The 23122-nt window shown below is 43.4% G+C and carries 20 protein-coding genes; 10 read left to right on the top strand and 10 right to left on the bottom strand.

Annotated features, from left to right (window positions below; genetic code table 11):
- The first annotated feature begins 130 nt into the window (after positions 1–130).
- From ACMXYX_RS07770 to ACMXYX_RS07800, 7 genes are all read left to right on the top strand, one after another.
- Positions 131–607, top strand: coding sequence for a YHS domain-containing (seleno)protein (locus tag ACMXYX_RS07770; protein WP_415881952.1), 477 nt, complete (start codon positions 131–133; stop codon positions 605–607).
- 5 nt (positions 608–612) lie between these two features.
- Entirely contained in the window at positions 613–951 is a 339-nt protein-coding gene (locus tag ACMXYX_RS07775; RefSeq protein ID WP_415881951.1) for a thioredoxin family protein, read from the top strand.
- A gap of 1 nt (position 952) precedes the next feature.
- Entirely contained in the window at positions 953–1243 is a 291-nt protein-coding gene (locus ACMXYX_RS07780; protein ID WP_415881950.1) for a DUF2282 domain-containing protein, read from the top strand.
- Between the two features lie 21 nt (positions 1244–1264).
- A complete protein-coding gene (locus ACMXYX_RS07785) occupies positions 1265–2176 on the top strand; it encodes a DUF692 domain-containing protein (protein ID WP_415906764.1) in 912 nt (303 codons plus the stop codon).
- Entirely contained in the window at positions 2166–2933 is a 768-nt protein-coding gene (locus ACMXYX_RS07790) for a putative DNA-binding domain-containing protein (protein WP_415906765.1), read from the top strand. Before ACMXYX_RS07785 ends, ACMXYX_RS07790 begins: the two co-directional genes overlap by 11 nt.
- Positions 2934–2974: 41 nt before the next feature.
- Positions 2975–3457, top strand: a complete 483-nt coding sequence (locus tag ACMXYX_RS07795) for a DoxX family protein (protein ID WP_415906766.1) — start codon at positions 2975–2977, stop codon at positions 3455–3457.
- 89 nt (positions 3458–3546) lie between these two features.
- Positions 3547–4002, top strand: a complete 456-nt coding sequence (locus ACMXYX_RS07800) for an HPP family protein (protein WP_415906767.1) — start codon at positions 3547–3549, stop codon at positions 4000–4002.
- A 3-nt stretch (positions 4003–4005) separates the two neighbouring features.
- Here ACMXYX_RS07800 and ACMXYX_RS07805 read toward each other — a convergent pair whose 3' ends face one another.
- The 9 genes from ACMXYX_RS07805 to ACMXYX_RS07845 all read right to left on the bottom strand — a co-directional run bounded on the left by ACMXYX_RS07805 (position 4006) and on the right by ACMXYX_RS07845 (position 19636).
- Positions 4006–6672, bottom strand: a complete 2667-nt coding sequence (locus tag ACMXYX_RS07805) for an EAL domain-containing protein (RefSeq protein ID WP_415906768.1) — start codon at positions 6670–6672, stop codon at positions 4006–4008.
- Between the two features lie 412 nt (positions 6673–7084).
- A complete protein-coding gene (locus tag ACMXYX_RS07810; RefSeq protein ID WP_415898145.1) occupies positions 7085–8140 on the bottom strand; it encodes a DUF3549 family protein in 1056 nt (351 codons plus the stop codon).
- Positions 8141–8242: 102 nt separating this feature from the next.
- Positions 8243–9424, bottom strand: coding sequence for a diguanylate cyclase domain-containing protein (locus tag ACMXYX_RS07815; protein ID WP_415906769.1), 1182 nt, complete (start codon positions 9422–9424; stop codon positions 8243–8245).
- A 126-nt stretch (positions 9425–9550) separates the two neighbouring features.
- Positions 9551–9790 carry a hypothetical protein gene (locus ACMXYX_RS07820; protein ID WP_415906770.1) on the bottom strand — a complete coding sequence of 80 codons (240 nt, stop codon included), beginning with the start codon at positions 9788–9790 and terminating at the stop codon, positions 9551–9553.
- Positions 9787–12924, bottom strand: coding sequence for an efflux RND transporter permease subunit (locus ACMXYX_RS07825; protein WP_415906771.1), 3138 nt, complete (start codon positions 12922–12924; stop codon positions 9787–9789). Before ACMXYX_RS07825 ends, ACMXYX_RS07820 begins: the two co-directional genes overlap by 4 nt.
- Positions 12925–12927: 3 nt before the next feature.
- Entirely contained in the window at positions 12928–14016 is a 1089-nt protein-coding gene (locus tag ACMXYX_RS07830; RefSeq protein ID WP_415906772.1) for an efflux RND transporter periplasmic adaptor subunit, read from the bottom strand.
- A gap of 192 nt (positions 14017–14208) precedes the next feature.
- Positions 14209–15489 carry a TolC family outer membrane protein gene (locus ACMXYX_RS07835; RefSeq protein ID WP_415906773.1) on the bottom strand — a complete coding sequence of 427 codons (1281 nt, stop codon included), beginning with the start codon at positions 15487–15489 and terminating at the stop codon, positions 14209–14211.
- Positions 15490–15503: 14 nt separating this feature from the next.
- Positions 15504–18554 carry an efflux RND transporter permease subunit gene (locus ACMXYX_RS07840; RefSeq protein WP_415906774.1) on the bottom strand — a complete coding sequence of 1017 codons (3051 nt, stop codon included), beginning with the start codon at positions 18552–18554 and terminating at the stop codon, positions 15504–15506.
- Positions 18555–18556: 2 nt separating this feature from the next.
- The gene (locus ACMXYX_RS07845) at positions 18557–19636 is read right to left on the bottom strand and encodes an efflux RND transporter periplasmic adaptor subunit (protein WP_415906775.1); all 1080 of its coding nucleotides are present in this window, start codon (positions 19634–19636) and stop codon (positions 18557–18559) included.
- Between the two features lie 335 nt (positions 19637–19971).
- Here ACMXYX_RS07845 and nudC point away from each other — a divergent pair, with 335 nt between their 5' ends.
- Complete coding sequence (gene nudC, locus ACMXYX_RS07850; RefSeq protein ID WP_415906776.1) at positions 19972–20730, top strand: NAD(+) diphosphatase; 759 nt, start codon at positions 19972–19974, stop codon at positions 20728–20730.
- A gap of 1 nt (position 20731) precedes the next feature.
- Here nudC and ACMXYX_RS07855 read toward each other — a convergent pair whose 3' ends face one another.
- Positions 20732–21073 (bottom strand): SCP2 sterol-binding domain-containing protein, encoded by a 342-nt coding sequence (locus ACMXYX_RS07855; RefSeq protein WP_415906777.1) that lies wholly within the window; start codon positions 21071–21073, stop codon positions 20732–20734.
- Positions 21074–21162: 89 nt separating this feature from the next.
- Between ACMXYX_RS07855 and sohB the strand changes: the two genes are divergently transcribed.
- Together sohB and ACMXYX_RS07865 are read left to right on the top strand one after the other, a co-directional pair.
- Complete coding sequence (gene sohB / locus ACMXYX_RS07860) at positions 21163–22224, top strand: protease SohB (protein ID WP_415884498.1); 1062 nt, start codon at positions 21163–21165, stop codon at positions 22222–22224.
- A 238-nt stretch (positions 22225–22462) separates the two neighbouring features.
- On the top strand, positions 22463–23122 hold the full coding sequence (locus tag ACMXYX_RS07865) for a TetR/AcrR family transcriptional regulator (protein WP_415891547.1): 660 nt from the start codon (positions 22463–22465) through the stop codon (positions 23120–23122).

Consider the following 23122-nt stretch of genomic DNA (forward strand, 5'->3'; position numbering starts at 1 on the left):
TTGGCTCTTTTTGCTGGATTTAGAGCGGCCTTTCCCTCGGTAGTTCCCCGTAATCTATATCTCAAGAACAGCGCAACATATTTACCAATATGTATGAGTGTTCATTAAACCATTAACCGAGGAAAAAGAAATGAAATTTACAAAGACTTTGAAATTAGCAACAGCAGCCGGCGCACTTCTTCTAAGCAGCATGAGCTTTGCGGCCTCTGTAAATATTGGCACTAACGATGTTGCTATTCATGGTTATGACCCTGTTGCTTACTTCACTAACGATAAAGCGGTTGAAGGCTCTGCAAAATTTACCGCTACGCATGATGGGGCAATTTACCGTTTCGCAAGTGCTAAAAACCGTGACCTATTTAACGCCAATGCTGACAAATACGCGCCTCAATATGGTGGTTACTGCGCAATGGGTGTTGCGCTAAACAAAAAGTTAGATGTTGATCCACAAGCGTTCCACATCGAAAACGGCAAGCTGTACCTGAACTTGAACAAAGATGTTCAGAAAAAATGGCTTACAGATGTACCTGGCAACCTAAAAACTGCAGACCGTATTTGGGCGGGTATTGAAGATCTGTCTGTAGCTGCAGCGAACGCTGAAGACTAATTCTTATGCCTGAGTCGAGACTTACGTTTTCAGAAAATGGACATGAGTACTCGCAACCTTTAGCGCTGATCTGGTTCAGCGCTAAATGGTGCGGTCCCTGCCAGCAGATGATTCCTGTGATTAATAGTTTGGCAGAGCGATATGCCGGTGAACTTAAAGTTTTAAAAGTGGATGTAGATCAGCAGCAGGAGTTAGCTGCGAAATTCACGATTAGAGCGGTTCCCACGTTAGTACTCTTGGCAAAAGATAAGGCGTTGGATCAGCAGGTGGGATCGATGCCATTAAAGCAACTTGATGAGTGGGTTGCACAGCATTTATCAATTCAGAAAGAACTGGAGAAGTGAAATGGATAATAAACAACGAATTGCTACAGCAGCCTTAGCCGTTGCTCTGACTTCTATCGCCACTGTGCCTGCAGCTCATGCCGGCGGTAAAGAGAAATGCTACGGAGTTGCACTAGCTGGACAGAACGATTGTGGCAACTTGGCAGGTACACACTCTTGTGCGGGCCAATCCAAAGTGGATAACGACCCAGGTGAGTGGAAGTTAGTCGCTAAAGGTACTTGTAAAGATATGGGTGGGCTACTGAAAGCTGAAGCTAAGAAGCGTTATCAGGAAGCTCAGCAGAACTCATAAGGTTTAATCAGGAGAGAGAAGATGTCCAGTTTAAGCACAGCTAATAATAGCGATGAACGAGGTTTATCAAAGATTGGAGTCGGGTTGCGTCACCCTCACTATAAGGAGGCGTTACTAGGGACATCTTCCATTGATTTTGTGGAGATACATGCGGAGAACTTTTTTGCCGAAGGTGGAATGCTACCTGAGTTGTTGAGTGATATAGCCCTTCAATATCCAATCAGTCTGCATTCGACTTCCATGGGCTTAGGTTCAGCCGTGGGTATTAACGGAGATTATCTGCAACGTTTAAAGCAACTGTCACAGCAGATTAACCCCATATTGATCTCCGACCACGCTTGCTTCACTTGGAGCAATATCAATGGAAAATCTGTGCATGCTGGGGATCTTCTACCTCTTGAGTTTACGCAACAGAGCTTGCAGGTAATGGTTGATAACGTGAATCAGGTCCAGCAGTTATTAGGGCGTCAGATTTTAGTTGAGAACTTATCTGCTTATGTGGAATTCAACTTTTCTGATATGAGTGAAACCGAGTTTCTATCTCAACTGGTAGATAAAACGGGATGTGGCTTATTGGTGGATCTCAACAATTTGCTAGTAAATGCGCGCAATTTTAGTGATCAAAAGCCATTAACTGTAGCCCGAAAGTGGTTACGAGAAATCCCTGCTAATGCTGTGGGCGAGATCCATCTGGCAGGTTTCACCAAAGTGAAAGAGGGTGAATTGATCATTGATGATCACAGTCAGCTAGTATCACCTGAATGTTGGTTGCTCTATCGCGATGCGGTTGCCTTGTTTGGTGCAGTTACCACCCTAATCGAATGGGATAATAATTTGCCTTCTTGGAGCACACTGCTTGATCAAGCTACAAAAGCGAGATCTATCTCCACGGAAGTTCACTATGACACTGGGAGGCTCTCTTATGCTGTCTGATTCTACATTGCTCGTTCGTCGTCAAGCAGCATTGATGATGTTAATTTTTTCGAAAGATGAAAGTGATACAGCGACTGACCGAATAAGTCAGGGGTTAAAAATTTATCAGAATAATCTCCTGATGACTGCGGCAAGAGCGATCTCCTTGAAGTATCCAGTACTGGAGAAAATGGTGGGTAATGAGACGATTATCGCTTTTACCGATCAGTTACTTAAAAAAGAGTTACCTAATACAGGGGATTGGGCGGATTGGGGTGTGATGTTGCCCGCGCTCATCTCAGAAAGTCCTCTGGCTGATGATCATGCCTATCTGTCGGAGGTCGCCCGTTTAGAGTGGTTTGTATATCAGGCCGCGAGAGGAAAGGTTACTCACTTAGAAGTGGAGACACTTTCTAGTTTAACTGAAAGTGATTTGGACGCTGTCTCACTTCATCTATCGCCGACTTTACAGGTCATGGAAAGCCATTTTCCTGTGTATGAATTATGGAATTTACATCAGGTACCAGAGGGCGGTGAGGTCGATGAAGGTGAGCTTTATCGCTTGCTGGTGGGAAATTCGGCTCCTCATTATTCAATGGTATTTCAACAGGATTATCACGCACGTCTTAAAACGCTAACGGTTCAAGAATATGCGTGGTTTAAAGATGTTCTGGCAGGCATGAGTGTTGAGCGTTTATTAGGTAAGCACCAAGAGATTGATTTTGTTAGCTGGATTGAACAGGCGATAAGCCAGCAATGGTTGGTTGCCATCAAGTAAATCGAGATTCAGTTATTAAAGGTTTTTGAGAGGTTTGAGAGATGATTTCTATTGTTAGTAAGTTTTATAAAGGTTATTTAGCTGGGGAAGGTAAATTGGCTAAAACTCATGATCTTGTATCGTTAATTGCTCGCTTCTATGTAGCGCAGGTGTTCTTTAATGCCGGTCTGACCAAAATTCAGGATTGGGATACAACGTTATTTCTATTTGAAGAGGAGTATCAGGTGCCATTTTTACCTTTTGAACTAGCGGCTTATTTGGGCACTTTAGGCGAGCTGATTTTACCGATTTTGCTAGTCACTGGTATTTTGACACGCTTTTCTGCTGTGGGTTTATTTTTTGTGAATGTAGTTGCTGTGATTAGTTTGGTAGAAATTGCACCAGCAGCACTGTATCTACATTACATCTGGGGACTCGTGCTTGCGCAAATTATTATCTACGGAGGTGGTGTACTTTCTGTCGATCACGTTTCCAACAAATTTCTTCTTAATCGCCACAAGGTTGAAATGGAGCCGACCCTATAGGCTCTATTTATCGGTACTCGTAAAGGGGAGGTGACTGAAAAAGTCAGTCACTTCTTTGCTGAAAAATTTCACTTTTTATTGAGGTTAATATGAAGCAGATCACTACATCCATCGTTGCCGGATTTGGCGCTTCTGTTGCTATAGGTTTGTTAGCCCTGCTGGAAACATCATTTAAAGACATTGCGTTTTTAATGGCGCCTTTTGGGGCAACTGCTGTGCTGGTATTTGGGGTGCCGCATAGCCCTTTGGCCCAGCCGAAAAATGTGATTTTAGGACATTTGATTACTGCCTTTATCGGCATTTTCTTTAGCCAGTTTCTTGAAGTGAATCCGCTAACTCTGGCCATTGCGACAGGACTTGGTGTGAGTGCTATGTTGTTGAGTAAAACAACACATCCGCCGGCGGGTGCTAATCCAATCTTAATTATGTTATCCAGTCAGGGGTGGGCCTTTCTAGTAACACCAGTTTTGATTGGCTCGATTATGATTGTGCTCGTGGGAAAGATTTTTCAGCAGACGCAGGCAAGATTGCAGCCTGCTGAATAATGGCTAACTACAAGGCTGTTTAACTTGTTTAGTTAGCATGGTTTCAAAGACATCGGGTGTGACGGGTTTACTAAAATAGTAACCTTGGGCCATATCGCATTGTTTATTCTGTAGTAAATTCATCTGCTCTTGAGTTTCTACCCCTTCCGCAATAACTTTTAAACCAAGGCCGTGAGCCATATCGATGGTGGCGTAAACTAGCTCTAAATCGGCAGGGTCGACAGAGATATCACTGATAAAACTACGATCGATTTTGAGGGTGTCAAATGGATAACTTCTCAAATAACTGAGGGAGGAATATCCAGTACCGAAATCATCCATAGATATGCTGACGCCTTGCTCATTGAGTTTTGCAATCGCTTCATCAATATCCGCGTGTTGTGCCATTAATACACCTTCGGTAATTTCTAGCTCTAGGTTAGAGCCGAGAATTTGATGTGTTGTCATCTGTTCCGTGATGTAGTCGATCAATTGAGGGTCTCTAAACTGACGCGGTGATAGGTTGATAGCAATATGGAATTGCGGCAGCAATGTTTTGATCCAGTGACTGCTCTGATGCATCGCTTCCTTAAGTACAAACTTACCGATGTTTACGATTAAACCGGTGTTTTCGGCAACGGGAATAAATTCAGAAGGTGGTATATTTCCTAATGTTGGAGAGTTCCAACGTAATAATGCCTCTGCGCCAACGATGTTTTGTGTTTTAAGGTCGATCACCGGCTGATAAAGAACATGCAGTTGTTTACGCTCAAGGGCATTGTGTAGCTGCTCTTCCAACAATAATCGGCGTTCTGCACCAATGTTCATCTCTTCTGTGAAATAGTGGTAGCTATTACGACCTTGAGCTTTAGAGTGATACATTGCCGAATCGGCATTACGTAGCAGTTCTGCAGGATCAGTTCCGTCACTCGGGTAAACCGAGATCCCGACACTCATGGTCAGCATGATCTCTCGGCCATCCACATTTAGTGCTTTGCGGAATTGGGAAACTAGATTTTGAGCTATAGGTTGAGCTTGTTCAGCACTTTCTAAATGATTAAGTAATACAATAAATTCATCGCCACCCAAACGGCCAACGGTGTCAGTTTCTCTGACCGATTGTTCTAATCGTTTGGCTGCTTCAATAAGAATCTTATCACCAGTGGCGTGTCCTAGGGTGTCATTGACTTTTTTGAAGTCATCCATATCAAGAAAAAGAACAGCGACGGAGTGCTTCTTTCTTCTTGCTTCTAAGAGCATGGTTTCCAGACGGTTCAAGGATAAGAAACGATTAGGTAGGTTGGTCAAACTATCAAAGTGCGCTTGATGAAGAATCTTTTCTTCTTGAGCTTTTTGTTGCGTGATGTCCTGTTTAACGGCCAGATAATGTTTAGTTTTACCTTCAGCATCATAGACTGGGGCAATATGGGCTTGTTCCCAGAAAATTTCTCCGTTTTTTCGTTGGTTTTGGAATTCTCCACGCCATGCTTTACCTTGAATAAGATGTTGCCATAACTCTGCATAGCGACCGATTGGTGTGCGGCCAGACTTTAGAATTCTAGAATTTTGACCAAGAATCTCTTCTTTTTTGTAACCCGTGACATTCTCAAAGGTTGAGTTAACGTACTCAATTTCGCCATCAAGAGAAGTAATCACAACAGAGACAGGGCTCTGTTCTATGGCTTGAGAGAGGGTCAATATATGTTCTTGGGCCTTGCGTTCTTCGGTTATGTCGCGGCTTATACCAACCAGACCTTGCAGTTTGCCATCCGTATCCCAAAAGGGCATTTTGAGTGTGTTTAATAGAATTGGTTCTCCTGATTGATTGTCACTCCATTGTTCTTGGTTATTTGAACTTAGTTGTTCGATAACATCTTTTTCTTCTTGTTTATTTTTAACTGCTTGAGCCTCTAAAAATAGCTCATAGTCAGTCCGACCCGTAATTTCGTCTTCGCTTTTACCCGTGAAATCTTGGAAGGCGGTATTACAGCCAAGGTATTTACCTTGTGTATCCTTTATAAAAATATGGTCGGGTAACGCGTCAATTAGGCCTTTTAGTAGACCTCGTTCTCGATTGAGCTTTTGACGGCTAATGAGCACCTCCCGTTCTGCTTTTCGTCGATCTTGTTGCCTGCGAAGAATAAGCCCAAGTAACATCGTACCGATCGGGTAGAACGTTAGAATAGTGGGTGCAATCGCAGCAATTATTTTGAAACGCAATTCGGCAGGCATAAATAGGATGAGACCGAGTACAACGACTTGTACCAATAAGCCTAAGAGGTACAAGCGCCACCAATTGAGAGGTTGTTGGTATTTATCACTTAGATAACGCCAAGATAATCCTACAGCGGCTGAAAAAATAATAACGGCTGAGCCGACATAAATGCCTGCTCCTCCCTGAAAAATACGTAGACTGACAGCCATGACTACAGCTATACAGGTCGGGACGATTCCAAAGAAAAGGCCACATAAGCTAATTAACACCCAGCGAGCATCAAAAAATACGCCTGGTTCTAATTCCCAAGGGGTTAGCATGACTGCCATAGCAAGCAGCCCAACTAATACACCAGAAACGCTGTCACGAAGTAAGCGATGCCGAATGTTTTGCAGACCAAGTGAATCGTAAACGATCCCCATTGCAAGCAGTAAAGCAACGTTGTTAATTAGACCTGTAAAACTAGATGTTTCCATGAATACTAATCTTCTCTCACTACCGGGGCGCTATAGGGACAAGCTTCGAAAACGGATCTGCCTAATACCCATACTAATTATACGTTTATAAGAATAATTTTAGAAATATTAAAGTGTTAGAACTGAGGCAAACAATACTTTTTAGTATCTAACCAATACGACTATAAAGCTCAATGGGCCAAGTTATAGGTTATTTTGCGTATCCAACATCACTTTAGCGAACATTCATCAGAATGCCTTCGTTATTCGTCAAAGATATTCGTCAAACATATTCGTAGGTTTAGTATAGATAGAAAATCAGTTTATGCTGGACGATTTGTTGGTAGCTTTATGAAAAATAAGGAGAAACTACCGGAAGGTAAAATGGCTGAAACGTCTTTGGCTCATGCAGAAAATTTCAGCCGTGTAAAGATTACTTAAAGTTAGAACCGAACATTTCGCCAATGGCTTGGCTTAGGGCTTCGCTACGGTCTTCGTTACGGAATTGCATTAAGATAAGTGCACGTAGTGCAGGCATAAACATCAGATCAGACAATACGCGAGAGAAGCCTGCTTGGCCTGCTTTACCAATGGCCAGCTTTTCTAAAAATAAGTGAAGTGTAGCTGGCTCCTGTAGCGTTTCGTGGCAACGCGTTGCTATTGAAACGATTACTTCCGCTTCTAAAGCATAATCGCTTTTAAGAATCTTATTGATGATCTCTTGTTTTCTAGGCGTATTACGTGCATTTGAGATGCCGCGAGTAATGGCTGCGATGTGATTGGCGCTCGCTGTTCCACGATCTAAAGTTTGTTCCGCACGTAAACTTAGTGCTTCAAACAGTTGGTGATCAGGTTCAATGCTTTCCACGCAGGTACACAGTACTTCGAAAGGCACATCCGGTAGTAGCGGGATCGCTTTTGCTAACCGCTTGCTGTTATTACTTTTTTCATGGCGAACAACCAGATCAGCAATACCTTGATACCCTAGGGATTGCCAGTTATCAAAACCGATTTGCCCCGAAAAATACTGTTCTGCATGTTCATAGTATTGTGAAGCAGGTTCACTTGATGCCAGCGTTGAATAGGCATGGAATAGTGCCATTTTTTCCTGATCAGGCTTAAATGAGAAGGGGTTATCTTTCAAAGCATCCTCTGGCATCTCACCTGTTTTTTCATGCTGAAGGATGCCACCTGCATTCTTAAGTAAGCGGCTAAGTAGGTCATCGCGGACTGCTTGAATTAAAAAGCCTTGTTCATCTAAAGGCAGTTTTAGAAACCAAGCCGCACCTTGCTCTTTATTCTTAGGGTTCCAGATCATCAATGCTATCCATGCGTGCTGTAAATATGGATAGGGGTAAGGTGTTTGTTGATTCTCTATCTTTTCAAATTGTTCTGTCGAGAGTTTTTGTACACGACGGCCCATATCGAAAAAACGGACTTGACCGCCACTCTGGCGAAGAAGTTGAGATAGTGAAGAAATATCAGACATGATGAGCACCTTAAGAATCAGGGCCGCAATTTTAGCAGTTCTGAGGGGGGTATCAATATAGATCAGAAGTGCTCATTCTTTCGTTAGGGGGTATGTTGATTATTAAATAATATAAAACTGATTTTTACCCATCTTTTTGGCTTGGTACATTGCTTTGTCAGCTAAGGTAATAGCTTCTTCTGCATTTATATCCTCTAAAGAGTAGATATATAAACCTATGCTGGCAGATAGGTTTGTAGTGCTTTCTCCTATGGGAAAGTCTTCACTAATAATTCCTAGTATCTTTTGAATTACGGCGATGGCTTGTGTGGAGGATTCTATTTCTGACAATATAAGTAAAAACTCATCGCCACCTAATCGGCCCAACATATCCGAGCCCCTGATCACTTTGGATATTCTGTTTGAAACGTCTTGAAGACACAAATCTCCTGCGTCATGACCATAGGTGTCGTTGATCGGTTTAAAGTCATCAAGATCAATAAAGATGATGGCTACCTTATGTTGCTTACGTTTTGCTGCGGCGAGAACAATATCAAGTTGGTGAAGTAGAAAACGTCGATTGGGGAGGCCGGTTAGGTTGTCATGACAGGCTAAATGGCGAAGCTCTTGATTGGCTATTCTAATCATTTTGTTCTGCTTCGAGGCCGTAACCATGACATAGACGGCAAACAAAAAGCCTCCCGATATTATCAGTACCATCCTTGTGATCAGTTCAGACAGTAGTCCTTCCATTTTGTGAGCAGAGTCTTGCCAAATATCTTCATTCTGCACTTGTTGCAATGTGATAAATTGATCCAGAAAACCTGCAATAGTGGTTTTGTCTTTTAGTACTTTGCTTAGTTCTAAACGAAAATCTTGAACACGATTATCTGTCAGTAGCTCTGAGAATGTTCGTAATTCCGGAGTTCTATTTGCAGCTTGTTTATCTAGCTTGGCAAGAATACTTTGTTCAGGGTGATCTAGCTCAGTGTTTAAAAGAGTTAAACGCGATTTGTGATATTCACTACCCTGACTATAAAACGTATTAAATAACTGTTTGCGGTCTTCTGGGGTTTCAAGCAAGGTCATTTGCCAGAGAAAAATTGCTCTTTCTCGAACTGCAGCCCGCATAGCCATAGCAGCACGTAGCTGAATGTCGTTGTTGTTGCTGGCAGTGGTTAAATCAGCGCGTAAATTGGCATATTGTTGGTAGGAAAAAACGGAGGTATAGATAAACGCTAGAAAAATAGCGCTGAAGCCAATCAGATAGAAAAAGAATCTAAAGCCTGATCCCTGCTGTTCCATGTCTTTTCGCCAGTTATATGGTGAATAACATCTAACAGTCTAGTTGATTTTAATTTGTTCGGGATTTGGGTGTGAAAAAAGAGCTTGGGTGAGTAAGCGGGGCTTCCTCACCCAATAAAATTTTTCTTATTTCTTACATTCACCAGCTACAACAAAGCTGACCACAGTTCTAGCACAAGCAGAACAGCTGTTGGAATAGGTTTTAACTGTGCCATCCGTGTGATGACCGCAAGCAGGTGTGTAATCCATCGTGCACATTTGAGGTCTAGGTTCTTCGCAGACTAGAGCACCTTTAGGCATTGTCGGCTTGGATTGGCAGCCGGCTAGAAGCAGTGCCGCAAAGCCCGCGATTAAAAATTTAATCATGCAGAATCTCCTGGTTGGACATTGTCTGATGTAGATTTTCCTTTAACTTTTTCACGTAGGGTCTGCATTGCTACGAATAGGGCTGGAATAAAGAATATGCCGATCACTGTCGCTAGAAGCATACCGCCAAACACAACAAAACCTATTGATATACGACTAGCAGCACCTGCGCCAGAAGCTGTTAGCAAAGGCATTACACCTAGGATGAAAGAAAAAGCGGTCATCAATACAGCACGATAACGTAGGTTTGCCGCTTCATTGGCTGCCTCGATAATACCTTTGCCTTCTTCTCGCAATTGCTTAGCAAATTCCACAATTAGAATGGCTGATTTACTAGCAAGGCCAATTAGCATAACCATACCTATTTGAGCATATAGGTTGTTGGTTAAACCCGGGATCAGCCAAAGAGGAAGAATCGCGCCTAAAATTGCGACAGTAATAGATAACATGACTGCTACAGGAATGGTCCAGCTTTCATATTGTGCAACGAGGAATAGGTAAGCGAATAGAATAGCCAGCGATATGATAATAATGACAAAGCCGCCCGCTTCTTGTTCCTGTTGGGTACTACCTGTCCATTCAAGGACATAACCATCGGGCAAAGTGTCTTTAGCGAGCTGTTCCATGAGCAAGATGGCGTCTCCCGTCGCTATACTTGGAGCAAGTGTGGCTGTTATAGCTGCAGAGCGTGATTGATTATAACGAGTTAATGATTGCGGACCAAGAACCGGTTTTACTTCTACAAGTGCGCTGATTGGAACTAAATGGCCTTGATTGCTCTTAACATTTAAGCTGTTTAGATCGTCGATGTTGTCTCTAAATTCAGAATCCGCTTGCAGCATAACGCGGTAGTTGCGGCCGAAGATATTAAAATCATTAACATACTGAGTCCCAAGTTGAGATTGTAACGTCCCAAACAGGTCACTCATTGAAACACCTAAGGAGAGCGCTTTGTCTCTATCTACTACTAATTCTAATTGCGGAACATTGGCAGAATAGGTGGAGTAAACACGGTCAAACTCAGCCTTCTGGTTTGCTGCAAAGATGAGTGAATTCGTCGCGCGAGCAAGTTCCTGAGGCGATCCATTTTTAAGATCCAACAGGATTGCTTCTAGACCAGCCGCATTACCCAAACCTGGAATCGGTGGGGTAGGGAAGGCCATAATATTGGCACCTGGAATCGCCGCTAACTTCTGATTGAGCTCTCTTAGAATTTTGTACCACACCATTTCGGGCGCAGTACGCTCATCCCAATGGGATAACACAGGAATCGCCAGTGCCGCGTTTGGTGCTGCGCCACCTAAGATACTAAAGCCTTTAATGCCGATACGGTTTTCTACGCCCGGTTGCTCTTCAAGTATTTTGTCGATCTGCGCGACTATTTCGTCTGTACGGTTGAGTGACGCACCATCAGGAAGTTGGACGTTAACAAAGAAGGCGCCGTTATCTTCATAAGGAAGGAAGCCCGTGGGCGTGGTGCTGAACATGTGGTAAACACCACCTCCCATAGCAGCCATCAGCCCCATGCTTAACAGTAAACGTTTATTTAGGAAGTTAACTTTCTTTACATAGCCTCGACGAGTCCAGTCGATTAACTGATCGAATTTTTTAAATACTCCAGTCGGTTCAGTAGCTGGTTTTAGAAGAAGTGAGCAAAGCGCAGGGGAGAGCGTCAGGGCATTTAGTGATGAGAAGCAAACTGCTACAGAGATAGTAACCGCAAACTCGGTATACAATTTACCGGTAATACCTGGCATGAAGGCTACAGGGACAAATACAGCTAGCAGTACTAGGGTTGTCGCGATCACTGGTCCGATAACTTCTTTCATCGAGATAGTGGTTGCTTCTTTGGCTGACAAGCCTTCTTGCATATGACGTTTGACGTTTTCAACGACAACGATTGCATCATCTACCACAATGCCGATTGCCAAGATTAGGGCAAATAGAGAGATGGTGTTGATGCTAAAGCCGAGTACCGAAAGCACAGCAAAAGTTGCGATCAATGAAACTGGAATGGTGGCTGATGGAATCAGAGTAGCGCGCCAATCTGCAAGAAATAGGAAGGTAACCAGTACTACCAAACCAAAGGTAATAAATAGAGTCTCGACTACTTCTTGAAGTGACGCTTTTACTGACAGCGTGGTGTCATACAGAATTGCATATTCCATATCATCAGGAAAACGCTCACTTAGACGCTCTAGTTCAGCGTATACATTATCAGCAACCTCCAGTGCGTTTGCACCTGGGCTTTGATAGATAGCTACGGTCGCTGCTGGGTTGCCATTCATAATGGAAGAGGCGCTGTAGCTTTGTGAACCTAGTTCTACTCTTGCCACGTCGCGTAGACGAACAGAAGCGCCGTTGTCACCCGTGCGAAGGATGATGTTCTCAAACTCTTCTACTGATTCTAAGCGGCCTTTAGCGCGTAGGTTGTATTGGAACTGTTGGTTTTGTGTAAGCGGTGGTTGGCCAATAATACCTACAGATGCTTGGATGTTTTGTTGAGAGATAGCGTTGCTTACGTCTTTAGGTGAAAGCCCTAGCGCTTTTAGGCGGTTAGGGTCTAACCAAACTCGCATACCGTAATCCATTGGGCTGAACTGGGAGGCAGAGCCTACACCATTAATTCGCGCCAAAGCATCTTGTACATATAGCGTTGCGTAGTTACTTAAAAATAGTTCGTCGTACGTATTTTCAGGTGAATATAGGTTAATCACCAATAGCATGTTAGTTGCTTGTTTCTTAGTTGTTACGCCTTGGCGAACAACTTCTTGCGGTAAAGACGCTTCGGCTAAAGCCACACGGTTTTGTACATTGATGGCTGCTTGATCAGGATCAGTACCGACTGCGAACGTGATATCTAAAGAATAGCTACCGTCGTTAGCTGATGTAGAGGACATGTACAGCATATTGTCTACACCGTTGACTTGAGCCTCGATAGGCGTAGCCACGGCTTGTTCAACCACTTCGGCATTGGCGCCTGGGTATTTAGCTTTGACCTGTACTTTTGGTGGTGTGATATCTGGGAACTGAGCTACGGGTAGACCGTAGATCGCCAATCCACCGGCAATCATCAACACAATGGATATGACCAGAGCAAACTTAGGCCGATTGATAAAGAAAATCGAGAACATGGTTTACTCCGCTACCGCATTAACTTGAATGCCCGGTTTAACCTTTTGCAGCCCTTCAGTGATGATCAGATCACCTTGATCTAGACCTTCGAGAACTTGCCATTTACCTTCGACTTGAGGTCCCATTTTTACCCGGGTAACCGTCACTTTATTCTGCTGATTAACCTCAAGTACAAAGTAGCCATCACGATCACGTTGAACGGCAGATTGCGGGATTTGAATGCCTATTTCCGGTTGTTTCCTCTTAATTTCAACGTGTACAAATTCGCCTGGTAACAACAGGTATTTAGGGTTTTCGAAACTAGCGCGGAGCGTGATTGTATCGGTGTTCGGGTCTACTTCGGGGGAGATAAAATCGAACCGACCTTGTTCTTCATACACACTGCCATCGGACAAAATCAAACGAGGTGCAACGGGAGGGTTATCTAAATCTATCCCTTTACGGCGCGCGTCTAGCATCAGCTTTTCACTCACTGCCATTTCGACATAGACCTCATCGATTTTTACCACTGTAGCTAATACGCCGCTTTCAGGGCTGATCAAATCGCCTACAGAAAAATTTGCTTTACCGATACGACCACTAAACGGAGCTTTAATCTCGGTATAACTAAGGTTGAGTTCTGCTTTCTTTAATCCGGCTTCTGCTTTTAAAACTTGTGCGCGGGATTGATCTCGGTCTGCTACCGCCTGATCGACTTGAGATTGCGAAGCTGCTTTGCGTTTGCGTAGCTGGCTTACGCGATTGAGATTGGTTTGCGCATTTTTCAATCCAGCTCTTGCAGAGGCTAGATCGGCTTCTGCTTGTTTCAGAGCGATTTCATAGTTTGCTTTTTCTACTTTAAACAACACTTGATCGGCTTGAACATCACGACCTTCAGTAAATAGGCGATCTTCTAGAAAGCCAGATACACGTGCCAATAGGTTAACCCGCTGTGTTGCCTCAATACGGCCAACCAGTTTAAAGGTGGGGGTTAAATCCGATGTCTGTACCTTGTGTACTAATACGGCAGGTAAAGGTTTCTCGTTGGCATTTGCGGTCAGTGAAGTGGCAGCCAAAGCAGTTAGAAGAGTGGCTAAAATGATCTGTTTCAAAACAAGCTCCTTTGAGAAACGGTAATCCTAGATACAAATCGGATTAAGTTAGATGCGCTTTAATTAGATAGCAGCTTTTTGATGAATATAACTAACTATATCTATAAATAATGAATAGATTAAATATTCATTTACCCATACAGGCCCTTAACGAATAACGGGTGCTTTAGCACCCGTTATTGTTATAGCTGATTAATTAAGCCAGCTGTCGAGCTCATTTATATCTTCAGGGTTAAGTGTGCCTAGTTGTTGCTTGAAGGTGATGAGGTTCTGTACAAAGTCGAAACGGGCATTGGCGTAATCGCGTTGCGCTGCATAAAGCTGCTGCTCCGCTTGAAGTACATCAACCACATTACGCGTACCTACTTTGTAACCTTCTTCAGTAGCTTCTAAAGCGGTTTGGCTAGATTTAATACTCTGGTTCAGCGCTTGAACGCTTAAAGCGCCGGTACGTAAATTACGTAATAGGCTTCGAGTCGTTTGAGTCACTTCGCGAAGGGTGTCTTCACGGTTAAACTGATTTTCTATTAAGCGCTGTTCCAGTTCTCGACTGCGTGAACTCACTGAACCGCCGGAATAGATTGGTACGGATAGCGATAAACCGATAGAAGAGGTATCAGTACTCTCATCACTGAAAGCCGTTCCGTTATCGTAATCGTAATTGGCTGTTAGGCTTAGAGTTGGGTAGTGACCTGCACGGCCTGCTTTAGCAGCTTGGCGTGCAGCTTCAGATGAACGATCTGCAAGTTGAAGTGCCAAGTTTCCTTGCCAAGCTTTTTCTAACCAAGGTTGGGCTTGCACAGGAACGGGTTCTTCAATTGGGTACTCTTCAGATAATTGACCTACTGTATCAAACCCTTGGCCTGTTAGGCGCTCCAAGGCTTCGTAACTATTTTCTAAATCACCTTCTGCGGCAATACGGGCTACTCGAGCATTGTCGTATGAAGCCTGCGCTTCTTGTACGTCGGTATTTGCGATCAGGCCGACATCATATTGAGCATTAACTTGATCCAAGCGGCGTTTAATTGCGCGTTCTTGAGCTTCAGATGTTTGTAGGTCGCTTTTCGCCCTTAGCACACCAAGGTAAGCTTCTACAGTACGGTTGATCAGTGTTTGCTGTTCCAGTTCAAACTGTAGTGCGGCTTGTTCTGAGATCACTTGGCCCTGTTTGAAGGTAAACCAAGCCGCTGCATTAAATACCGGTTGGCTAAGGGATAGAGTATAGCCATGGTTATTATAATTAGCCGTATCGGAATCAAATGTTGTGGTGTTGGCGCTTAAGTTAACATTAGGCAACAAGCTGGAACGATTTTGGATTTCGATCTCTTTGCCAGCGTTAAATGAAGCTTGTGCTGCTTTTAACTGTGGATCATTTGCCAAAGCGAGTTGGTAGATATCTGCTAATTCACCTGCAGAAACGTTGCTGACAGCCAGAGAAAGGCATGAAACCTGAAAAAGCTGCTTTATATTCATAAACTTAAATATCCTTAAACTTGTTCTGGCTGAACTTCCTTGAAAGTTCGCTTACCTAAGTAACTATATACCGTAGGAATGACAAAAAGGGTCAATAACGTTCCGAATGTCATTCCACCAACAATAACCCAGCCGATCTGATGACGTGATTCAGCACCTGCGCCCATAGCAATTGCTAAAGGTACCGCACCTAATACTGTTGCGCCCGTGGTCATCAGTATAGGGCGTAAACGCAAAGATGCTGCTTCTATTATCGCGCTACGCAGATCTCGCTCTTGATCTTGAAGCTGATTTGCAAACTCTACGATCAGAATACCATGTTTAGTTACCAGTCCAACAAGGGTAATTAAACCGATCTGACTATATACGCTGAGAGAGCCGCCACTGAAATGTAGCGCAAAAAGTGCACCAAACACCGCAGGTGGTACCGATAGCATAATAATCATCGGATTTTTAAAACTTTCAAACTGAGCAGCCAGTACTAAGAAGACGACAATCAATGCCAGTGCAAACGTCACTTGCATACTACTGCTTGATTGTTTGAATTCTCTGGAAGGGCCTGTGTAATCATAGGTTGCTTGTGGTGCTATTTCTTGAAGGCTTTGCTCAAGGAAGTTGAGCGCTTCACCTAAACTGTAACCAGGCGCTAGCTGGGTTTGTATCTTGACTGCCTTAACTTTATCAAAGTGATTAAGTTCTCGTGGTGCAACGGTTTCACGAAGTTCTACAAGGTTTGAGAACTGAACCATTTCGCCGTTTTGGTTACGCATGTATAGATCGGTTAAGTCGCTTGGATCACGGCGCTGTTGATCATCAACTTTTACGATAACTTCGTACTGTTCACCAGCACGTTTAAAGCGAGTGACTTCGCGGCCAGCCATGTAACTTTCTAGGGTTCGACCCAGATCGGCAACATCGACGGACATTTCGGATAACTTATCGCGTTTCACATCGATCTGGAATTCGGGCTTGTTAAGTTTGAGATCTGAATCAGGTTGAGCGAAGCCTTTATTACTATGGATCTTCGCCATCAACTGATCGGTGATCACTTTCAGGTCGTCATAAGTACCATTGGTTTTAACGATAAATTCAACCGGGCGTGAAATAAAGCTCTGACCCAAAGACGGTAAGTTAAGAGAGAAACTCATAATCCCTGGGATACCGCCGTATAGCTTCGGCGTTTGTTCTTGGCCAATTGCTTGCTGTTTACGATCACGATCTTCCCAACGTTCTAAGCCTTGGAACACCATGGCATTAGTTTCAGACGGGAACCCGACCACCGCAAAGTAACGGACTGTTTCTGGGGTTTGGCTGATAGTAGCTTCAATTTGGCGTGTATAGCGATCAATATAATCAACCGATGCACCATCAGGAGCGATAGCAAAGTTTAGAATCGTTCCTCTATCTTCATAAGGCGCGAGTTCCTGAGGCAGCTGAGTATAAAAGTAAGCTGCGCCACCAAAACTCGCAGCCATAATAACAATTGCGAGTAGGCGAGAGCTCAGTAGTTTATTCAGTAACGCCTGATAACGATTGGTAATGCCTTGAAGAAAGCTTTCTATCAGATTAAAAATAGCGCTATGTCGCGTTTCATGTTTGAGTAATCTCGACGCCATCATTGGCGATAGGGTCAAAGCTACAAAGGTTGAAACTACCACCGCACCCGCAAGCGTTAGGGCGAATTCTGTAAATAGCTTGCCTGTTCGCCCTTCGGAGAAGGCAACAGGTGCAAATACAGCAACCAACACCACTGTAGTAGCCAATACTGCGAAGCCGATCTCTTTTGCACCCTTAAATGCCGCTTGTATCGGAGTTTCACCCGCTTCAACATGCCGATAGATGTTTTCCAGCATTACGATGGCATCATCCACAACCAAACCGATCGCTAAGACCAGTGCAAGTAGGGTCAATGTGTTGATACTGAAATCCATCCAGTACATCATCGCAAATGCACCCACCAACGAGAGTGGGATAGTAACGACCGGAATCAGGGTTGCACGGATATTACGTAGGAAGAAAAACAGTACTAGAACAACCAAAATACCCGCTTGGATCAGCGTGGTATATACCGATTGAATGGATTCATCGATAAAGACCGAAGAGTCATAAGCCACCTCAACATTCATACCTTCTGGCAATGTCGGACGAAGTTTGTTTAATTTTTCACGAATACCCGAAGATACATCTAGCGGGTTAGCTGTGGATTGTTTTACGACACCTAATGCAACCGCGCTTTCACCTTTGTAACGCGTGATACGTCTAACATTTTCGGGTGCGATTTCAACTCTTGCAACATCTTGAATACGTACAGGGTAGCCATCTTCATTACGAATAATTAGCTGCTTAAAAGCTTCTATGTCGTTAACGTCGGTTCTGGCAAGTAGAGTGAACTCGCGTTCTTTACTTTCGATACGACCAGCAGGAATCTCGATGTTTTGGCGACTCAGCGTTTCCTCAATATCTTTAGGAATTACCTTGAATGCAGCCATACGAGCAGGATTAAGCCAGATGCGCATCGCATATTTACGTTCACCAAAGATAATAACGTTAGCCACGCCAGATACGGTCTGTAGCTGATCCTTCACCTGTTGGTCGGCGACATCCGATACTTCCATGATGTTATGGCGATCTGAGTTAAAAGCTAACCAGATAATTGGCTGAGCATCGGCTTCTGTCTTCGCTACCACCGGTGGGTCAACATCATCCGGTAGTTGACCGATGACACGGCTGACTCTATCTCGTACATCTGCCGCGGCAGAATCAGGATCGCGATCTATTTTGAAGGTGATACTGATCTGCGATTTCTCTGTTCGGCTAATCGAGTTCATAAAATCTATGCCCTCAATACCAGAGAGGGAGTCTTCTATGATTTGAGTAACTTGTGTCTCAATTATCGATGCACTGGCGCCGGGGTAGGTTGTTTCAACGGTAATTACCGGTAGATCGATTTTTGGGTACTCTCGAACGGTTAATCGATCGTAAGCAAGTAGACCTACCAGCAGGACCAGTATGCTCATTACCGTCGCTAGTACGGGGCGTTTAATGCTGATTTCAGACAGAATCATAGTTATTTATCCTGTCCTTCAGTTTTACTTTCTTGAGGCTGTTTTCCTTGTGACGGTTCAGCTTTGGCTGGCTTTGTTCCATCAGTAAAAATAGGGGTAACAGGCATGCCTGGGAAGAGTTTAATTTGCCCAGCAGTAATCAAAACAGAACCTTCTTCAAGGCCAGATATGATTTGCACAATACCTGGGCGGCGTTGTCCCAAAGTAACTGGGGCCATCGCCACTTTACCTTCTTGAACTGTCATCACGAAAAAGCCGCCATCTTTTGGAATGATGGCTTGCTCAGGGATTACCACAGTTGTTTGTTGGTCAACGAGTAGGTCTACTTGCGCAAAAAGGCCAGGGCGTAATTTGCCTTCATTATTTGGGATTTGCGCACGTACCTGAATATTGTGGGCGCTGCTATCAGAGCTTGGAGACACCGCGTATACCTCGCCCGCGATTTGTTCGCCCGGTAATGCATCAACTTTGATGTTAAGTTGACGGCCTGGTTGTAGCTCGGATAGATAAATCTCAGGAACACGGAAATCTAACTTCATTGTGCTTAAATCGGTAAGTTCGACCAGATCTTCACCCTGATTGACATAATCGCCAGGACTTACCAAACGCAAGCCTGTAAAACCGGTGAAGGGAGCGTTTAAGGTCATCTTATCTAAACGCGCTTGCGCTAAGGCCTCCTGAGCTTGGTCGACACGAAGCTGGGCTAAGCTGCTGTCACGATCTTGTACAGAGCCTACTTTCTTCTTCAATAGACTTCGAGCACGGTCATAATCTGTCCGGCTTAATTGGACACGTGCTTGTGCCTCTTTTAGCTCAGCAATATAGATGGAGCTATCTAGTTTAAATAGGGGGGTTCCTTGCTCTACTTGCTGACCTTCTTTAAAAAGAATTTTTTCTATACGACCGCCTTGTTCAGGACGAAGCATAATAGATTCATTGGCTTGCAGTGTGCCAATGGCAGAGATTTTTTTATCCAGTGTTTGAGTTTTGACTGTAACTACCTCAGCAGGCATACCCTGAGCGTTGACTTGAAAAGCAGCCACACAAAGCATAAATACAGCCAGATAATTTTTCTTAAACATAGGAAATCCGATCTTAGTCTTTAGAAGTAGGGAAGCCTATTCTAAAGATCTGTTTTCAGTTAACAATGTAATAATGTGTAAAGAATTGAAAAAAAGAGACCTTAGATAAGTTTGATTTCTTCTTGGTGAGTGAGAAACATTTAAAGTGGTATTTTAGATAACTGCGGCCATACATCGGATTTCTAGGTTGGGTTATTTTGATTAATTGGGCTCAAGGTACTTATTGGAGTGACCAAAATTGGCACTTAAAATAGATTTGAATGCTCAAATTTCAGAATTGATGCGTACTTTTTTTGGTCGTTTAGGCTATGAAGCGGAGGTGGATTTTGAGGCTAATGGAAAAAGATTACTTTGTGGCTCTGGGAGAATCTCTGGTTTGTGATAAAAGTGAGAGAATGCTGTTCTCAGAAACAGAGCTAGAATCGTTCGATGTAGATATTATTTTTGATCTACCTGAGGTATCAAATAAATCGTACAGCCTTGCGATTTTAAAAAACAACAGTAAGTCTTTGTGTACGCAGTCCTTGGATTTACGTTTAGCCTTCTCACAGACTGAAACTGAAGATGAGTTCGCAATCTTATCCGCTGCAGCTCAAGTAGTAACTTGGCATGCATCGTTTAAGTATTGTCCACGCTGTGCAACTGAGCTTACTATGGATGAGGCGGATCTCGCCAAGGTTTGCCCGTCTTGTGGCCATCATCAATACCCACGTTTATCACCTTGTATTATTGTTTTGGTTCGCAAAGGCGATAAATGCCTTTTGGCGCATTCCAGTAAATTTAAATCTGGGCGTTACAGTACCTTAGCGGGCTTCATCGAAGCGGGGGAGTCTGCAGAGCATGCAGTGGAGCGTGAGGTGATGGAAGAGGTAGGAATTAAAGTTAAAAACATTAAGTATGTTTGCAGCCAATCATGGCCTTTCCCTCACTCATTTATGCTCGGCTTTATGGCTGATTACAGTGAGGGTGAGATCACGCCTGATGGCGAAGAGATTCTAAGCGCCGATTGGTTTAGCGTTGATGATCTACCTACCATTCCGCCCAAATTTACTATCTCGAGACAGTTGATTGATAGGTTTATAGAAGAGATGTAACTTATTGATCTGTTTGCTTTTCTCGGCTAAATAATTTGCCAAGTTTAGTCGCTAGCATGATGTTGCCTTCTGCTCTTAACTGACCGGAAAGGAAGGCGCTCATACCATCTTTTTCACCGTTGATTACACTCACCATTGTTTCTGCTTCCATGATAAGTGTGACATTTGGATCGTCATGGTCACCCGTTAAAACGTTACACTGAGCATCTTTGATTTCGATATAGAAGTTTTGATCGTCTTCTAGTTCAAATTGAAAGACAGCTTCAAGATCCGCAGCATTTTGAGAAACAAATCGACTCGGTAATTTTTCAACAACTTTGCTTACAGATATCTCTTGGGTCATTACTACGTTATCTCAAACGGGTGGGTAAAAGGGGGATTTATGATACATTAGCGTTCCTTCTACTTATAGTTTATTTCGGAGTTTTCTCTGTGGTTGAATTTTTCAGTGAATACGGCCTGTTTTTGGCTAAATCGGTAACCATTGTTATTGCCATTATTGCGGTTGTTGCAGGTATTGCTGTTGTTTCTTCTCGTTCACGTAAAGATGGTCATCAAGGTGAGATTGAAGTTACTCATTTTAATGATGAGCTTTTGGATATGAAGGAAGCGCTAGAAGATGCGATTCTGGATAAAGAAACGCTAAAAGCGATGCAGAAAGAAGAGAAGAAGAAAGAAAAAGAAGAGAAAAAAGCGCGTAAGAAAAACCCACCTAAAGAAGATGAGCCGCGTCGAAAGCGTATCTATGTTTTGGATTTTGATGGTGATGTCAAAGCGAGTGAAGTTGAGCCTTTCCGTCAAGAAGTGTCAGCTGTATTGATGATGGCTGAGCCTCAGGATGAAGTAGTTATTCGTTTAGAAAGCCCTGGTGGCATGGTGCATGAGTATGGTCTTGCTTCTTCTCAAATTGAGCGTATTAAGCGTAAAGAGATTCCGCTAACTATCTGCGTAGATCGAGTTGCAGCCAGCGGTGGTTACATGATGGCGTGTTTGGCGGATAAGTTGATCGCAGCCCCATTTGCTATTGTTGGTTCTATCGGTGTGATTGCTCAATTGCCTAACTTCCATAAGCTGCTAAAGAAAAACGATATCGATTTTGAAGTGCTTACCGCGGGTGAATATAAGCGTACTTTGACCGTGTTTGGTGAGAATACAGACAAAGGTCGTGAAAAGTTCAAGGAAGAGTTAGAAGAGACGCATGAGCTGTTTAAGAGCTTTGTTCACGAATACCGCGACGTTGTTGATATCGATAAAGTGGCTACAGGTGAGATTTGGTTTGGTAAACAGGCGCTTGATGTTAACTTGGTTGATGAGTTGATGACATCTGATCAGTACTTAATGGATGCGTCAGATGAGAGTGATATTTTCGAGGTTCGTTACGAACAGAAGAAAACGCTACAAGATAAGATCTCGGATATGGCTGCGGATTCCAGCGATAAGGTCTTAACGAAATGGTGGAGTCGCTTAACGCGCCAAAATATCATTAATCGCTAATCTATTTGGCTGGGGAGGTGATTCCAATTGAGCACCTCCTTAGTTTTTATCCTTTCATTTCCTGTTCATTTCACCTTGTTATTCTGCCTTCCTGAATTACCAATCCGTTTAATAAGTGAACTTGTTTCATAAATTGGTAGTAAACAAAGATTTACACGCAATAATGACTTGATTTAATACAGGTGATTATCGTTATAATTCATTCATCATTTGTTTGAAACGCTGGTTTGGAGTACTGATGCATCATAAGGGAACATCTGCAAGTATTGTGCAGGCTGCAGAAACATTGTTTGCTGAACAGGGGTTTGCTGAAACGACTGTTCGTCAGATAACTAGTCGAGCAGACGTAAACCTAGCTGCTATCAACTACCATTTCGGTTCCAAAAAAGGCCTTATTCAGGCCGTTGCTGAAAAGTTCCTAGAGCCCTTGTGCGATGAGCTCGGCATGATGTTAGATCAGCGTCTGGCTAATGCGGATGGTCAACAACCTTCTCTCGAAGAACTTTTAGAAATGTTGATGCGCGCTTTACTTTTGGTGAACCGCGATAACGTCAATGCGCTATCGGTATTCATGAGGTTACTTGAGCTGTCTTATATGAAGAATCAAGAAGAGTTGCGCGATTTCTTGATCGAACGCTATAGTGAGAAAGTTCAGCCTTTCATTAAACTCTTACGTCAAGATTCCGCACCTATGGAAGATGACGAGTTCTTCTGGAGGCTTCATTTCCTTCTTGGTTCTATTACTTTTACTTTGTCGAACTTCCATACGCTCAATGCGATCGAAAAACGCGAGTTCCAAGGTAGTGCAGAAGTAGAGCAGATCCTACATCGAATGATTCCTGTTTTGTCTGCTGGCCTTCAGGCGCGCGCCGATAAAACTTATTTCTGCCGTTTGTAA

The sequence above is a fragment of the Neptuniibacter sp. QD72_48 genome, from assembly GCF_047778065.1.
Taxonomy (GTDB): domain Bacteria; phylum Pseudomonadota; class Gammaproteobacteria; order Pseudomonadales; family Balneatricaceae; genus Neptuniibacter.

Excerpts from the sequence above, each read along its gene's own strand:
- ACMXYX_RS07770 (WP_415881952.1), top strand. The coding sequence starts at position 131 with ATGAAATTTACAAAGACTTTGAAATTAGCAACAGCAGCCGGCGCACTT.
- ACMXYX_RS07775 (WP_415881951.1), top strand. The coding sequence starts at position 613 with ATGCCTGAGTCGAGACTTACGTTTTCAGAAAATGGACATGAGTACTCG.
- ACMXYX_RS07780 (WP_415881950.1), top strand. The coding sequence starts at position 953 with ATGGATAATAAACAACGAATTGCTACAGCAGCCTTAGCCGTTGCTCTG.
- ACMXYX_RS07785 (WP_415906764.1), top strand. The coding sequence starts at position 1,265 with ATGTCCAGTTTAAGCACAGCTAATAATAGCGATGAACGAGGTTTATCA.
- ACMXYX_RS07790 (WP_415906765.1), top strand. The coding sequence starts at position 2,166 with ATGCTGTCTGATTCTACATTGCTCGTTCGTCGTCAAGCAGCATTGATG.
- ACMXYX_RS07795 (WP_415906766.1), top strand. The coding sequence starts at position 2,975 with ATGATTTCTATTGTTAGTAAGTTTTATAAAGGTTATTTAGCTGGGGAA.
- ACMXYX_RS07800 (WP_415906767.1), top strand. The coding sequence starts at position 3,547 with ATGAAGCAGATCACTACATCCATCGTTGCCGGATTTGGCGCTTCTGTT.
- ACMXYX_RS07805 (WP_415906768.1), bottom strand. The coding sequence starts at position 6,672 with ATGGAAACATCTAGTTTTACAGGTCTAATTAACAACGTTGCTTTACTG.
- ACMXYX_RS07810 (WP_415898145.1), bottom strand. The coding sequence starts at position 8,140 with ATGTCTGATATTTCTTCACTATCTCAACTTCTTCGCCAGAGTGGCGGT.
- ACMXYX_RS07815 (WP_415906769.1), bottom strand. The coding sequence starts at position 9,424 with ATGGAACAGCAGGGATCAGGCTTTAGATTCTTTTTCTATCTGATTGGC.
- ACMXYX_RS07820 (WP_415906770.1), bottom strand. The coding sequence starts at position 9,790 with ATGATTAAATTTTTAATCGCGGGCTTTGCGGCACTGCTTCTAGCCGGC.
- ACMXYX_RS07825 (WP_415906771.1), bottom strand. The coding sequence starts at position 12,924 with ATGTTCTCGATTTTCTTTATCAATCGGCCTAAGTTTGCTCTGGTCATA.
- ACMXYX_RS07835 (WP_415906773.1), bottom strand. The coding sequence starts at position 15,489 with ATGAATATAAAGCAGCTTTTTCAGGTTTCATGCCTTTCTCTGGCTGTC.
- ACMXYX_RS07840 (WP_415906774.1), bottom strand. The coding sequence starts at position 18,554 with ATGATTCTGTCTGAAATCAGCATTAAACGCCCCGTACTAGCGACGGTA.
- ACMXYX_RS07845 (WP_415906775.1), bottom strand. The coding sequence starts at position 19,636 with ATGTTTAAGAAAAATTATCTGGCTGTATTTATGCTTTGTGTGGCTGCT.
- nudC (WP_415906776.1), top strand. The coding sequence starts at position 19,972 with ATGGAAAAAGATTACTTTGTGGCTCTGGGAGAATCTCTGGTTTGTGAT.
- ACMXYX_RS07855 (WP_415906777.1), bottom strand. The coding sequence starts at position 21,073 with ATGACCCAAGAGATATCTGTAAGCAAAGTTGTTGAAAAATTACCGAGT.
- ACMXYX_RS07865 (WP_415891547.1), top strand. The coding sequence starts at position 22,463 with ATGCATCATAAGGGAACATCTGCAAGTATTGTGCAGGCTGCAGAAACA.